This window comes from Brucella sp. HL-2, assembly GCF_025846885.2.
GTDB lineage: Bacteria > Pseudomonadota > Alphaproteobacteria > Rhizobiales > Rhizobiaceae > Brucella > Brucella quorumnocens.
In genome coordinates this window covers 22,764-36,638 of the sequence record NZ_JAOYTK010000016.1, presented here as the reverse complement: position 1 = coordinate 36,638, position 13,875 = coordinate 22,764, and the positions used below count along the sequence as shown (strand labels likewise).

Genomic DNA, 13,875 nt, shown 5'->3' with positions numbered 1-13,875 from the left:
CATGATCCTCAGCGTCAAAAACCTCACCAAGACCCTTATTGCGGGCTCTCTCATGGCCCTTGCCGCGTCGGGTGCGGCCCATGCAGACGCAACACTGGATCGCATCAAAGCCAAGGGCAAACTGACCGTTGGCATCATCCTTTCAGGCGCACCGTTCGGCTATATTGATTCCAAGACGCAGGAACAGAAGGGCCTTAACATCGACATCGCCAAGGAACTGGCGAAAGGCCTCGGCGTGGAACTTGCAACGCAGACCGTTACGCCGCCAAACCGCGTGCAGTTCCTCCAGCAGGGCAAGGTCGATATTCTGATCGCCAACATGCAATATACGGAAGAACGCGCCAAGTCGCTCGGCTATGTGAAGACGCCTTATGACCGTATGGGTGGGGCTGCGATTGGCCGCAAGGATAGCGGCATCAAGGACTGGAAGGACCTCAAAGGTAAGATCGCCTGCGTTTCGCAGGGCTCCAACTACACCCAACCGCTGATTGAAGAATATGGCGCAAACGTCAAGGCGCTGCCAAGCCAGCCGGAATCAATGCTGGCGCTCAAGGGCGGCAATTGCGACGTTTCCGTGCATGTCAGCGCTACACTTGGCCTGATGCTTCAGGACCGTGCCGAGGAGTGGAAGGAGTATGGCATCCTGATCCCGACCGACCTCATCCCTTCGGATTCAGTCATCTGGCTGAAAAAGGACGAGAACGACACCGAAGCCGCTCTCGACAAGATCGTCCGCGATCTGCACGCATCGGGCAAGATGATCGAGATTGCCAAGGCAAACCGTCTGCCGAACCTGAGCTATCTCGAAGAAGAGCATAACAAGCTCAAGAGCCAGTAAGCCTCAAAACTCGACTTTGTCAGAATATTTGCGGGCGGTTCATCCGTCCGCAATTTCCGAGCGCTGATCTTATGCAAACAGATCAACGCTCTAAAACGCAATCGGATCATTTCAATGAAAGAAGCTCTGATTTCGCGCTTCATCGAGCTCACCAGCGCAATCGGCCTCAATTATGAATTTCTCAATAGTGGCTATGAGCTTGATATGTGGTTCAATGGCATGGTCACGACGCTTGAGTTGGTCGCGATCACCATTCCACTAAGCCTGTTTTTCGGTGTCTTGTTCGCAGGCGCTCTGACATCCGGCAAGCGCTGGCTGTCAGTGCCGGTACGCGGCTATGTCGAACTCACCCGCAATACGCCTACACTCGTTCAGCTGATGTGCGGCTTTCTCGTGCTCAATATGCTGATATCCAACGCCATTGGAGGCGCGCAGAACAATCCGCTCACACCATTCTTCTGGCTGGTTGCGATCACGGGTCTGCATATTGCAGCCCTGCATGCGGAAGCGCTGCGCGGCGGTATTGAAGCTGTTCCCGGCACAACGATCGAAGCGGCACGCGCCATCGGCTTCAATTCGTTTCAGGTGCTGATCTATGTCGAGCTGCCGCTGGCAATCCGCACGGCACTTCCGGCTGTTGTCAATAATCTCGTCAATCTGGTGAAGCTCACGACAGTTGGCTCGGCCATTGCGGTCAGTGAAATCACTTACGCTTCGATCCTGATCTGGACACAGCGCGATAATGTGGTCGAGCTGATGCTGGTCATTCTTCTGTTCTTCAGCATCATCAATCTCATCGTCGCGCGCGTTGGCTACTGGTTTGAAAAGCGCCTTGCAATTCCGGGATATGGCCAATGAACATCGCTATCGAACAAAAGCCCAGCATCTGGCTGTCGCCTGCGACCCTCACATTCACGACCATCATTCTGGCCACTGCACTCTGGTTCTATCTTGATCCGTCGCTTGGTCAGGTCTGGCTCGACTGGCTGCCCTATCTTGGCAAAGGCTTTGCCATGAACGTGCTGATCAGCGTTTTTGCGATCACGCTTGGCACCTTTGCGGGCGTGTTGCTCGGCATCATGGAACTGGCACCTTACAAGATCATCCGCGCACCCGCTGTGACCTATGTGCAGATTTTCCGCAACGCGCCGCATCTCGTGCTTATCTTTGCTGCGACCTATATTTTCCCGTTCGAGCTGGTGATCTTCGGCAATTACATCGCTTTCCCCGATTGGATCAAAGCGGTTGTCGGCCTTGCCATTCCGGCAAGCGCGCATATCGCGGAAATCACTCGCGGCTCCATCCAGTCGATCCCGACCGCACAGTGGGAAGCGGCGCAGGGCCTTGGCTTTTCGCGCCTGCAATCGCTGCGCTGGATCATCCTGCCGCAATGCGTCAAGCGTTCGCTGCCGCCCTGGATGAACCTTTATACGTCTATCACCATGGGTACGGCTTTGGCCTCGCTTGTGGGCGTGCATGAGCTGTTGCATTCGGCAACCGATGCAAGCACCGCAGTCCAGCGCAATGACTTCACCGTCATCATCTATCTGACCGTGCTGATGGCGTTCTTCCTCTTCTGCTATCCCGTGTCGCGCTTCACGCAGCGGCTCGAAAAGCGGCTCTCCTCCCGCTGACAAGGATCTGAAATTCACATGAGCGACACCACCAAAACTACACTGGTCGAACTGGAGAACGTTCATCTGTCTTTTGGACAGAATGAAGTGCTCAAGGGCATCGACCTCAAGATCAACAAGGGCGATGCAGTCTCGATCATCGGACCATCAGGTTCTGGAAAATCAACGATCCTGCGCTGCATCAACGGTTTGCTGATCCCGCAATCTGGCAAGATCACCGTGGGCTCAACCCGCGTGGACGAGCTTAAAACCGAAGCTGAACGCATTACGCTGCGCAAGCGCATCGGCATTGTGTTCCAGCAGTTCAACTTGTTTCCGCACCTGACGGTTCTGGAAAACATCACCATTGCACCGGTCAAAATCCTGCGTACGCCTAAAGCCGAAGCCGAGCGCCACGCAAAAGAACTGCTGAAAAAAGTGCGGCTTGAACACAAGACGGATGCCTATCCGGGTGAGCTTTCGGGCGGTCAGCAACAGCGCGTCGCCATTGCCCGCGCGCTCGCCATGCGGCCGGAACTGGTTCTGTTCGATGAAGTCACCTCCGCACTTGATCCAGAAACCGTCGGTGAAGTGCTGTCGGTCATTCGCGACCTCGTAAATGAAGGCATGACCAGCATTCTCGTAACCCACGAAATGCGCTTTGCCGAAGAAATCAGCGATACGATTGTCTTCACGGAAAACGGTCGCATCATCGAACAAGGCTCGCCAGAGCAGCTTTTCTATAAGTCAACGAACCCACGCATAAGCGCCTTCGTCAACGGGCTTGGCGGCAATGCAAGCCGCGTCAATGAAGGTGGCGAAGGGATCTGACATGACAGATCATGTAACCAAGACCCTAAGTCAGGCTATTGTCGGCTCTGAGCCATCGCCAGAAGCAATCGCTGTTGCCCGCACGGCAATTGTTGATTTTCTTGCCTGTGCGCTTGGCGGAGCGAATGATCGCAGCACGCTTCTTGTCAGAAAGGTTCTGGGTGCCAGCGGCAATGTCGCGTTGATTGGAAGTAGCGGCACAACCGATCCTTTCACGGCAGCGCTGATCAACGGCCATGCGGCCCATGTGCTTGATTATGACGATGTGCATGGTAGCGTGCGCGGACACCCGACAATTACCATCGTCCCAGCCCTTCTGGCCGTTGCAGCTGAAAACAACGTTCGTGCAGACGCGTTTGTTGCTGCCTATATTGTCGGGCTTGAAACCATGGCCCGGCTCGGCCTTGCCATGGGCACCAAACACTATGAAACCGGCTTTCATGCAACTGCAACGCTCGGCACGATAGGAGCTGCAGCAGCCATCGCGCATCTTCTCAAATTCGATGCTGCGACCACCGCCGTTGCGCTCGGTCTGGCCGCCACACAATCGGCAGGGCTTCGACTGCAATTTGGCTATGATGCAAAACCGCTTCATGCAGGATTTGCCGCGCGTGCAGGTCTCACTGCCGCCCGATTGGCGGAAGCTGGTTTCCTTGGTGCGCCTGATTTCATTGACAGCGCAAACGGCTTTTTCAAAGCTTTTGCCTTTGGTGCAGACGACATATCGCGCGTCACGCAAGGCTGGGGCGCACCATGGCAGATCATCGTGCCGGGACTGACACTCAAAGCCTTCCCGTGTTGCACCGCCGCCCATCCGGTTGGCGTTGGCGCTTTGGCGTTGCGCAATGACAAGGCGCTGCAACCTGATCATGTCGCAGCCGTTTCCATCACCTTTCCGCCCGGCGGCGACGCAGCACTTGTGACGACCAGGCCTGTGACGGGGATCGATGCGCGGTTCAGCCCGGAATATATCTTTGCGGCTGTATTGCGCGACGGAAAGCTGGCGATTGCTCATTTCGATGATCGTCCGGTGGATGCGGATCTGGCACAACTTGCGGCTAAAGTGACGCGGCGTCATGACGAGAATGCGCCGCGGCTCTCGCCCGATCCTAAAACCCGCTTCGTCATCATTGATGTAACGCTCAAGGACGGCTCAAGGCTTTCGCAGCGTGTCGATGGTCTGCCGAGCATCAGCGATCCAACCGACAAATTCAAGGACGCAACGAAGGATGATCCGCGCTTTGCAGGTATCCCGGACCTCGTCCAATCCATGACCAGCGCAGACGACTTGCAAAAGCTCATCTCGTGGCTCAACCAATCCCCGGAGTAAAAGACATGACCAAGAAACAAATGCATCTCGGCCTCTTCCTGCAAGGCGCAGGCCACCATGTTTCGGGCTGGCGGCACCCGGATGCAGAAGCGGGCAGCGAGAATTTCGATCTGCTACGCCGCGTGGCGAAAGAAGCGGAAGACGCAAAATTCGACATGATATTTCTGGCGGATGGCCTGACCAGCGGCGTTGACGCTCACCCATCGATGGTTGCGCGTTTTGAACCGCTGACCCTGCTATCTGCACTTGCCATGGTCACAGACAAGATCGGCCTGGCTGCCACCGCTTCGACCACTTACGGCGAGCCCTATCATACCGCACGCGCATTCGCGTCTATCGACCATCTGAGCCACGGACGGGCTGCGTGGAACATCGTCACCACATCGTATGCCCGCACCGCCAACAACTTCTCGAAAAGCCATCCTGAACATGACGAGCGTTATGCCGTTGCCGAGGAATTCGTCGATGTCGTGCGCGGTCTTTGGGATAGCTGGGACGACGATGCTTTTCCGAAAGACAAGGAAAACGGCGTCTATGCCGATCCCAACAAAGTGCATGTGCTCAATCATGCGGGCAAATATTACTCGGTTCAGGGTCCGCTCAACATTCCGCGTTCTCCGCAGGGCCATCCCGTTCTCATTCAGGCAGGTTCATCCGGCCCGGGTCAGGATCTCGCAGCGCGTATTGCAGATATTGTGTTTACGGCACAGCAAAGCCTTGCCGAAGCACAGGCCTTCTATGCAAGCCTGAAGGAACGCGTGGCGAAAGCCGGTCGCGACCCCTACAGCGTTGCAGTAATGCCCGGTTTCATGCCGGTAATCGGCGATAGTTTCGAAGATGCTGCTGAGAAGCTCAAGGAGCTGAACCGCTGGACAGATATCAAGAGCGCCATGCCGCTTCTCGAAGAGCGCATCGGTCATAGCCTTGCTGATTATGATCTCGACGGTCCGCTGCCTGATCTGCCAATTTCCGATCAGCTTCGCAGTCGTGCAGAACTTCTGCGCGATCTGGCACGCCGTGAGAATCTCACCATCCGTGATCTGGCGCTTCGCGTCGCCGCTGGCCGTGGCCACCATATCGTTCTTGGCACACCTGAGCAGATCGCCGACCGAATGCAGGAATGGTTTGAGGGCAAAGCTGCTGATGGCTTCAATGTGATGCCACCTTATTTCCCGGGCGGTCTTGAAGACTTCAACAGACAGGTTGTGCCGATCCTGCAGGAACGTGGTCTGTTCCGCACTGAATATACGGGCTCGACATTACGTGATCATCTCAATATTGCTCGGCCTGAAATAAAGCATACATAAAGAAAGCAGCCGCATCGCCCTCCTCCCTCAAGCATACGGTGCGGCTGCAATATTTATATCCCCCAAACAAAAGGCCGGAAGCGCTCCCAAGGTTTCCGGTTGGCATGATTGATGGCACACCCGAACAGACTGAACTCAGCAGCGCTTGATTTACGCCCCGATACGGCCACGGCGGATGAATTGAAAGCTGCGATGCGACAGCTTGCTGCCGGCATCAGCGTGTTGACCGCAGGAACCGGTGATAGCAAGACCGGCGCAACCGTCACGTCTGCGACCGCTCTTTCCGTCGAACCGCCGACAATCATCGTCAATATCAATCTGACCGCATCGGTGTGGCCGACAATTAATACAGAACGTCATTTCTGCCTCAACATTCTTTCGGGCGAGCAGCAGGCAATCGCCGACCGTTTTGCGGGCCGGAATGGCGAAAAGGGTACGGCGCGCTATGAAGGTGCGGAATGGTATGCGCTTGAAAGCGGCGCGCTGGCACTGAAAGGCGCGCTTGCCTCTATCGATTGCGAGGTCGAAGAGATCATTGAGCGTCATACCCACGCCATCGTCATCGGTCGTGCGCTCAAGATCGTCACTGGCGAGGGAGAGCCGCTCGTCTATCATCACGGACGCTATCACGCCCTCAAACGCTAGCATGTCTCCCAAACCCGGTTCCCACTTTTGGGAGACATGGTCCAAGTTCCGCTTAAACCCACAACTTGCTTGAAACATTTGTTGCCCTGCTGACATAAATTGCCTAGCTGTTAGACAAGTTGCATAGAAGTGGGAGAGTTCGGCGTCGTGATTGAATGGTTGGCCAATAGCAGCCCGGTAAATCGGAAAAGTGCGGCTGAAATCGTGTTCGAGGATATCCGCTCTGCGATTACGACTGGACGGCTGATCGTTGGAACACGTCTGCCCTCCGAAGCCCAATTGGCCGAAAAATACAGTGTCAGCCGCCCCATCGTGCGCGAGGCGCTGCGTTCTCTGCAAACACTTGGCCTCACCCAGACACGCACCGGCAGCGGCACTTATGTACTCAAAGCTGCCCCCGGACCGGAGCTGAGCTATGGCGGTTATTCCGCGCGCGATCTTATCGAAGCTCGCCCTTTCATCGAAGTGCCGGCAGCTGGCTGGGCAGCCCTCCGCCATACTGAAGAGCAACTGGCCAAGCTGATCGATCTTTGCGACCGCATGGACAAGCAGACCGATCCGCATAAATGGGTGCTGCTCGATACCGAGTTTCACAGCATGATTGCTTTGGCGTCAGGCAACGCGATGTTTGCGAAGATCGTCGCAGATGCCCGCGTCGCACTTTCACGCCAGTCGGAACTCGTCAATCTGATGGCCGGTCGGCGTGAGGCTTCCAATATCGAGCATCGCCAGATTGCCGAGGCTATCAAGGCTGGTTCCGAGGAACAGGCACGTCTTGCGATGCAGAACCATCTCGGACAGGTGAAGCTGGCTGTCACCACGATCATCGCCAAAGAAAAAGGCTCGCCGGAGTAAAGATCAGGCGAACCTTTCACACGGTTATCAGGCTTCAACCACCAGATTGGCGAGATGCTCAGGCTTGAGTGCCTGCTGCAATTGCTCAGCGGTCATATGTCCCTGCGCAAGCACGACCTCTGGCACCGTCTGACCGGTGGCAAGCGCTTCCTGCGCAACTTTGGTCGCAGCATAATAGCCGATCAGCGGATTAAGCGCTGTGGCAAGACCGATGGATTCTTCCACACGGCGCGCCATGATTTCCGGGTTGGCGGTAATGCCATCCACGCAGCGTTCTGCAAGAATGCGGCAGGCGGCACCAAGATGACTGATGCTTTCAGATAAAGAGCGCACGATGATCGGCTCGAAAGCATTCAACTGCAACTGACCGCCTTCGGCTGCCATTGTGATCGTTACATCGCTGCCAATAACCGCAAAAGCCACCTGATTGACCACTTCCGGGATTACCGGATTGATCTTGCCCGGCATGATGCTGGAGCCTGCCTGAACGGCGGGCAAGTTGATTTCGCCAATGCCAGCACGCGGACCAGAGGACAATAGCCGCAGATCATTACAGGTCTTGGAAAGCTTGACTGCAACGCGCTTCAAAACACCCGAAAGATGCACGAAGGCGCCGGGGTCCTGAGTTGCTTCAATCAGATCGCTGGCCGTGACCAGCGGGCGGCCGGTCAGACGCGAAAGATGCTCACAGGCAAGCGCTGCATAGCCTTTCGGCGCGTTAAGCCCGGTACCGATTGCCGTGGCACCAAGATTGATCTCGTGCAGAAGCTTTGCCGATTCCAGAAGCCGTAAGCGATCCTCGCCGAGCATCACCGCAAAGGTACGAAACTCCTGGCCGAGCGTCATCGGAACAGCGTCCTGAAGCTGCGTGCGCCCAACTTTCAGCATCTTATCGAATTCGCGCGCCTTGCGCTCAAACGATGCCTGAAGCAGTTCCATACATTCGGCCAGTTCATCAATGGCTTCAATCACCCCGACATTGATGGCAGTCGGATAGGCATCATTGGTCGACTGGCTGAGATTGACGTGATCGTTGGGATGCAGATGCGCGTAATCGCCCTTCTCATATCCCAGCAATTCCAGCGCACGATTGGCAATCACCTCGTTGGCATTCATGTTGGTGGATGTGCCCGCACCGCCCTGAATGACATCAACGACAAACTGATCGTGCAGCGCGCCGTCACGAATTTCGCGGCAGGCACTGACAATTGCATCGAGGTGCTGGCGGCTTAGAAGGCCCAGCTCGTGATTGGCGAGCGCTGCTGCTTCTTTCACAAAAGTCAGGCCGCGGACCAGATAAGGATAACGCCCGATGCTTACGCCTGTGATCTGAAAATTATCCACTGCTCGCGCCGTATGGACGCCCCAGTAAGCATCTGCGGGCACCTCTTTTGCACCAAGCAGATCATGTTCAACGCGCGTTCCGACCACTTTGTCCTCCTGAACTCGAAACGTTAAATCTGTCTGACAGCATGACAGATTTAACTCGGTTACTCCTCCTTACGGCAGCCGTCAACACAGTTGTGAACTTGACTCGTGTTTTCTGATATGCGTTAAAGCCGCAATTAAATCTGTCATGCAGCTTTACAGAAAATGCAACGGGAACGAACTGAAGCATGTTCAGAAACCTGCTCCCCCTGGGGTGGTGAGGTTTCTTTTCTCAACAATGCTTTCAATTAAAACAAAAGATGCATTGCCGGGCCGTGCACGAGCTCCATGTATCTGACTGTTTCAAAAATGCCGTTCTTCGTTGCGGGTACTGCGTAAAGCTATAGCCTTTATTCAAAACTGAGCTCTCAGGGAGGAGCGATGACAACGGAATTTATCAAGGCCACACCGGCCGAACGCGAAGTCTTCACCGAAGAAGACCGCGGCTATCACAAAGCGCTGAAGCCGCGTCAGATCCAGATGATTGCCATCGGGGGAGCAATCGGTACGGGTCTGTTTCTGGGTGCAGGCGGACGTCTGGCACAGGCTGGTCCGTCACTTGTGTTCGTTTATGCCGTGTGTGGCTTTTTCGCATTTCTGGTGCTGCGCGCACTTGGCGAGCTGATCATGCATCGCCCAAGCTCCGGCTCATTCGTCTCTTATGCCCGTGAGTTCTACGGCGAGAAGATGGCCTTTGCCGCAGGTTGGATGTACTGGCTCAACTGGGCCATGACATCGATTGCCGACGTGACCGCCGTCGCGCTTTATATGAATTTCTTCAAGCATTATGTTCCATGGCTCGAAGGTATCGACCAATGGATGTTTGCAATGACCGCGCTCATCCTCGTGCTTTCGATGAACCTGCTCTCGGTCAAGGTTTTCGGTGAGCTGGAATTCTGGTTCAGCCTCGTCAAAGTGCTGTCTCTGGTAATTTTCCTTGCTGTCGGCATTTATTTCGTCGTGTCCGGCACACCGATTGACGGTCATCAGCCCGGCTTCCATCTCATTCGTGAGAGCGGCGGTTTCTTCCCCAACGGCATCTTGCCCGCGCTCGTGATCATACAGGGCGTCGTCTTCGCCTATGCCTCGATCGAGCTGATCGGCACCACGGCTGGCGAAACCGAAGACCCGCGCAAGATCATGCCGGGCGCAATCCGCACCGTCGTTTTCCGCTTGATCGTCTTTTATGTCGGCTCGGTTCTGCTGCTCACCATGTTGCTGCCGCATACACTTTATTCGGGTGGTGAAAGCCCGTTTGTGACCTTCTTCAGCAAGATCGGTGTTCAGGGTGCAGATATCATCATGAACCTCGTCGTGCTGACTGCGGTTCTGTCATCGCTGAATGCCGGTCTTTATTCGACCGGGCGCATTCTGCACTCAATGGCTGTCTCGGGTTCCGCACCCGCAGCACTTGCCAAGATGAACAAGAACGGCGTGCCTTATGGCGGCATTGCCGTTACCGCTGTCGTCACCGCAATCGGTGTTGCACTCAATGCCGTTGTGCCTGCCGCAGCTTTTGAAATTGCGCTCAATCTTGCTTCGCTCGGCATCATCACCGCCTGGGGTGTGATCATCCTTTGCCAGCTCAAACTCTGGCATCTGTCACGCAAGGGTGAAATTGCCCGTCCAGATTTCCGCATGTTCGGCGCACCTTACACCGGCATTCTGACGCTTCTGTTCCTCTTCGGCGTTCTGGTTCTGATGGCTGCGGATTACCCCGTTGGCTCCTATACGATTGGTTCGCTGATTATCATTATACCCGCACTGGTTATTGGCTGGTATTGTCTGCGAGACCGAATCTATCGTCTGGCGGAACAACGCGCGGCTGATACAAAGAAAAGCAGCTGAGTGAGGGGAAAGAGTGAATAACAGGCAATTCAAACCATTGGTGGCGGTCATCGCCACCGGTGGAACTATTGCAAGCAAACGCGGGGAAGATGGCGCAAGCACGCCGACGCTGAATGGCGACGATCTGCTTGCAACACTGGGCCATGTCGATGCACGATTGCGTCCGATCGATCTGATGGCGAAGGATTCATCCAGCCTGACGCTGATCGACATGCAGACCATCAGCGATGCTGTTGAAGCGCAGATCGCGGACCCGGAAATCGATGGCGTTGTCGTGTTGCATGGCACTGACGCCATGGAAGAAACGGTGCTGCTCGTGCATCTGCAGCGCCATCTTTCCAAGCCGGTGATCTTCACCGGCGCACAGTTCACTGCAGATCACCCCGATGCGGATGGTCCATCCAATTTGACGACCGCAATCCATCTGGCTGCAGACCCGGCCAATGCGGAAAAAGGCGTGCTTATCGCCTTTGGCGGCCGGATTGTGCCTGCATGGGGCGCATTCAAGTTCAGCAGTGATCACGCCGATGCGTTCCGGTCGGTGCGCGATCTGGAAAGACCAGATGCAATCCGCCTTCCTGCATCTGTCAGCGGAACGCGTGTGGATATCGTGGCCATTCATCCGGGTTGTGATGACGTGCATCTTCAGGCGAGCATTCAGGCGGGAAGCCATGGAATTGTGCTGGCAGCGCTCGGTTCCGGCAACGCGAATGTGACCATCGTTGAAGCCGTGAAGCAATGCACGAAACGCAATATCCCGGTCGTGGTTTCAAGCCGCGTTCCAACGGGCGTGCTGGTGCCAGGTTATGGTGGCGGTGGTGGCGGTCATGATCTGGTTGCAGCCGGTGCTGTGCATTCACAGACCCTGCGCCCCGGTCAAGCACGTATTCTTCTGGCAAGCCTTATTGCCAGCAAAAGCCCGAAAGATGCGATCACAAAGGCTTTTGACGATCTGAACCCATAAAGCTCATCCGCAACCACGAGAGAATCTAAAGCGTGTCGTTCCCTACGGCGCGCTTTTTTGTTTTCACGCACATCTTGTTCCGAAAGCAGGTCGCCATTTTTCGGGATGCGCTCTGGCCCTCACCCGACGCCAAAACATATATGACTTTTTTATATTTCAGCCTTTTCCCCTCTCTCGAAACCCTATGCACAGCGGCAGCATAATGCCCGCGTGAAACAGGGAGCCCCACAGGCAATCAGGCCGGGGGCAATAGAAATGACAATGGATATCGCCGTGCTTGGTATCGGCATCGCATTCTTCGCAATGCTGTTTGGCTATTTGCGTCTTTGCGAGAGGCTTTGAGGAACCCGCCATGCTGATTGAATATATCGCAGGCGCCTTGGTTGCGGCTTTCGTTGCCGCCTACCTTCTTTACGCGCTCATTCGTCCGGAACGGTTCTGAATAAGCAGCCGATTTGAGCCTTCTCAAGGCTTGGGAAAAACCATGACAATCAATGGATGGATACAGATCCTCATCTTTTGCGGGATCATCATCGCGCTCGTAAAGCCGCTTGGCAGCTATATGACGCGCGTTTTCACTGGCGAGCGCACGTTTCTATCGCCTGTCCTCGTTCCCATCGAACGGGGGCTTTTTCGCTTGGCGGGTACCAGCGAGCGCGAGGAACAGCACTGGACGAGTTATGCGGCCGCCATGCTGCTGTTCAATCTCGCGGGCTTCCTGCTTCTTTACTTTCTGCAGCGCGCGCAAGGTTCTCTGCCCTTCAACCCGATGGGCATGAGCAATGTGCCTGCGGACCTTGCCTTCAACACGGCAACAAGTTTTGTGACCAACACCAACTGGCAGAACTATGGCGGCGAAAGCACCATGTCCTACCTCACCCAGATGGCAGGCCTTACGGTCCAGAACTTCGTTTCGGCTGCAACGGGTGTGGCCATTGCGATTGCGCTCATTCGCGCTTTCTCGCGCAAATCCATGAAGACCCTCGGCAACTTCTGGGTCGATCTCACACGCTGCATTCTCTACATTCTGCTGCCGTTATGCATCGTCATGACACTGGCTTTTGTGGCGCTTGGTGTGCCGCAAACGCTCGGCTCCTATGTCGAAGCCACCACACTGGAAGGTGCGCGTCAGGTCATAGCGCTTGGGCCAGTTGCCTCGCAGCTTGCAATCAAAATGCTCGGCACCAATGGCGGTGGCTTCTTCAATGCCAACTCCGCACATCCGTTTGAAAATCCCGATGCCATCTCGAATATGATCCAGATGGTCGCGATCTTTGCCATCGGTGCAGGCCTTACCAACGTGTTTGGTCGCATGGTCGGCAATGAAAAGCAGGGCTGGGCGATCTTCGCTGCAATGGGCGTGCTCTTCGTGGCCGGTGTTGCCATTTGCTATTGGGCAGAAGCTGCGGGCAACCCGCTGATCCATGCGCTTGGCATTGATGGCGGCAATATGGAAGGCAAGGAAACCCGCTTCGGCATAACCATGTCGGCATTGTTTGCTGTGGTCACAACGGCTGCGTCCTGCGGTGCGGTTATCGCCACGCATGACAGCATGATGGCGCTTGGCGGCATGATCCCGATGATCAACATGATGCTGGGCGAAATCATCATCGGTGGCGTGGGCGCAGGTTTCTACGGCATCATTCTGTTTGTGATCGTCGCAATCTTCGTTGCGGGTCTGATGGTCGGACGCACACCGGAATATCTGGGCAAAAAGATCGAGGCCAAAGAAGTGAAGATGGCCATGCTTGCCGTCCTCTGCCTGCCACTGTCGATCCTTGGCTTTACCGCTATTGCCTCGGTCATTCCGACCGGCCTCGCATCGATTGCCAATCCCGGACCGCACGGCTTCTCGGAAATCCTCTATGCCTATACGTCAGGAACGGCCAATAACGGCTCGGCCTTTGGCGGCCTCTCGGGCAACACACCCTGGTATAACATCACCATCGGCCTTGCGATGCTGATGGGCCGCTTTCTGGTCATCGTTCCGGCACTGGCAATTGCTGGTTCACTGGTTGCCAAGAAATCAGCGCCCGAATCTGCCGGGACATTCCCGACCCATGGACCGCTTTTTGTCGGCCTTCTGATTGGTGTCATTCTCGTTGTGGGTGGTTTGATCTTCTTCCCTGCGCTGGCGCTCGGACCTGTGGCTGAACATCTTGCGATGATTAACGGGCAGACATTTCAATGATTAGCCCATCAAACCTCATTCTCCT

The 13,875-nt window shown here is 55.4% G+C and carries 14 protein-coding genes; 13 read left to right on the top strand and 1 reads right to left on the bottom strand.

Going from position 1 to position 13,875, the window contains the following annotated elements:
* Position 1: 1 nt before the first annotated feature.
* From OIV19_RS16365 to OIV19_RS16330, 8 genes are all read left to right on the top strand, one after another.
* On the top strand, positions 2–838 hold the full coding sequence (locus OIV19_RS16365) for a transporter substrate-binding domain-containing protein (RefSeq protein ID WP_264232282.1): 837 nt from the start codon (positions 2–4) through the stop codon (positions 836–838).
* 114 nt (positions 839–952) lie between these two features.
* Positions 953–1,696 (top strand): amino acid ABC transporter permease, encoded by a 744-nt coding sequence (locus OIV19_RS16360; RefSeq protein ID WP_264232281.1) that lies wholly within the window; start codon positions 953–955, stop codon positions 1,694–1,696.
* Positions 1,693–2,472 carry an amino acid ABC transporter permease gene (locus OIV19_RS16355; RefSeq protein WP_095445190.1) on the top strand — a complete coding sequence of 260 codons (780 nt, stop codon included), beginning with the start codon at positions 1,693–1,695 and terminating at the stop codon, positions 2,470–2,472. Before OIV19_RS16360 ends, OIV19_RS16355 begins: the two co-directional genes overlap by 4 nt.
* Positions 2,473–2,490: 18 nt before the next feature.
* Complete coding sequence (locus OIV19_RS16350; protein WP_151091233.1) at positions 2,491–3,282, top strand: amino acid ABC transporter ATP-binding protein; 792 nt, start codon at positions 2,491–2,493, stop codon at positions 3,280–3,282.
* Between the two features lies 1 nt (position 3,283).
* The gene (locus OIV19_RS16345; protein ID WP_264232280.1) at positions 3,284–4,612 is read left to right on the top strand and encodes an MmgE/PrpD family protein; all 1,329 of its coding nucleotides are present in this window, start codon (positions 3,284–3,286) and stop codon (positions 4,610–4,612) included.
* 5 nt (positions 4,613–4,617) lie between these two features.
* Entirely contained in the window at positions 4,618–5,919 is a 1,302-nt protein-coding gene (locus tag OIV19_RS16340) for an LLM class flavin-dependent oxidoreductase (RefSeq protein WP_264232279.1), read from the top strand.
* Between the two features lie 111 nt (positions 5,920–6,030).
* Positions 6,031–6,564, top strand: a complete 534-nt coding sequence (locus OIV19_RS16335; RefSeq protein ID WP_264232278.1) for a flavin reductase family protein — start codon at positions 6,031–6,033, stop codon at positions 6,562–6,564.
* A gap of 147 nt (positions 6,565–6,711) precedes the next feature.
* Positions 6,712–7,419 carry a FadR/GntR family transcriptional regulator gene (locus tag OIV19_RS16330; RefSeq protein WP_134157583.1) on the top strand — a complete coding sequence of 236 codons (708 nt, stop codon included), beginning with the start codon at positions 6,712–6,714 and terminating at the stop codon, positions 7,417–7,419.
* Positions 7,420–7,446: 27 nt separating this feature from the next.
* On the opposite strand, the gene OIV19_RS16325 is transcribed toward OIV19_RS16330, so the two are convergent.
* Complete coding sequence (locus tag OIV19_RS16325) at positions 7,447–8,850, bottom strand: aspartate ammonia-lyase (RefSeq protein ID WP_264232277.1); 1,404 nt, start codon at positions 8,848–8,850, stop codon at positions 7,447–7,449.
* A gap of 378 nt (positions 8,851–9,228) precedes the next feature.
* Here OIV19_RS16325 and OIV19_RS16320 point away from each other — a divergent pair, with 378 nt between their 5' ends.
* The 5 genes from OIV19_RS16320 to kdpA all read left to right on the top strand — a co-directional run bounded on the left by OIV19_RS16320 (position 9,229) and on the right by kdpA (position 13,850).
* Positions 9,229–10,695, top strand: a complete 1,467-nt coding sequence (locus tag OIV19_RS16320) for an amino acid permease (protein WP_264232276.1) — start codon at positions 9,229–9,231, stop codon at positions 10,693–10,695.
* A 13-nt stretch (positions 10,696–10,708) separates the two neighbouring features.
* Positions 10,709–11,659 carry an asparaginase gene (locus OIV19_RS16315; RefSeq protein ID WP_264232275.1) on the top strand — a complete coding sequence of 317 codons (951 nt, stop codon included), beginning with the start codon at positions 10,709–10,711 and terminating at the stop codon, positions 11,657–11,659.
* A gap of 210 nt (positions 11,660–11,869) precedes the next feature.
* A complete protein-coding gene (locus OIV19_RS16310) occupies positions 11,870–12,001 on the top strand; it encodes a hypothetical protein (protein ID WP_264232274.1) in 132 nt (43 codons plus the stop codon).
* A 10-nt stretch (positions 12,002–12,011) separates the two neighbouring features.
* Positions 12,012–12,101, top strand: a complete 90-nt coding sequence (gene kdpF, locus OIV19_RS16305) for a K(+)-transporting ATPase subunit F (protein ID WP_036567035.1) — start codon at positions 12,012–12,014, stop codon at positions 12,099–12,101.
* Positions 12,102–12,143: 42 nt separating this feature from the next.
* The gene (kdpA, locus tag OIV19_RS16300; RefSeq protein ID WP_264232273.1) at positions 12,144–13,850 is read left to right on the top strand and encodes a potassium-transporting ATPase subunit KdpA; all 1,707 of its coding nucleotides are present in this window, start codon (positions 12,144–12,146) and stop codon (positions 13,848–13,850) included.
* Positions 13,851–13,875: the final 25 nt, after the last annotated feature.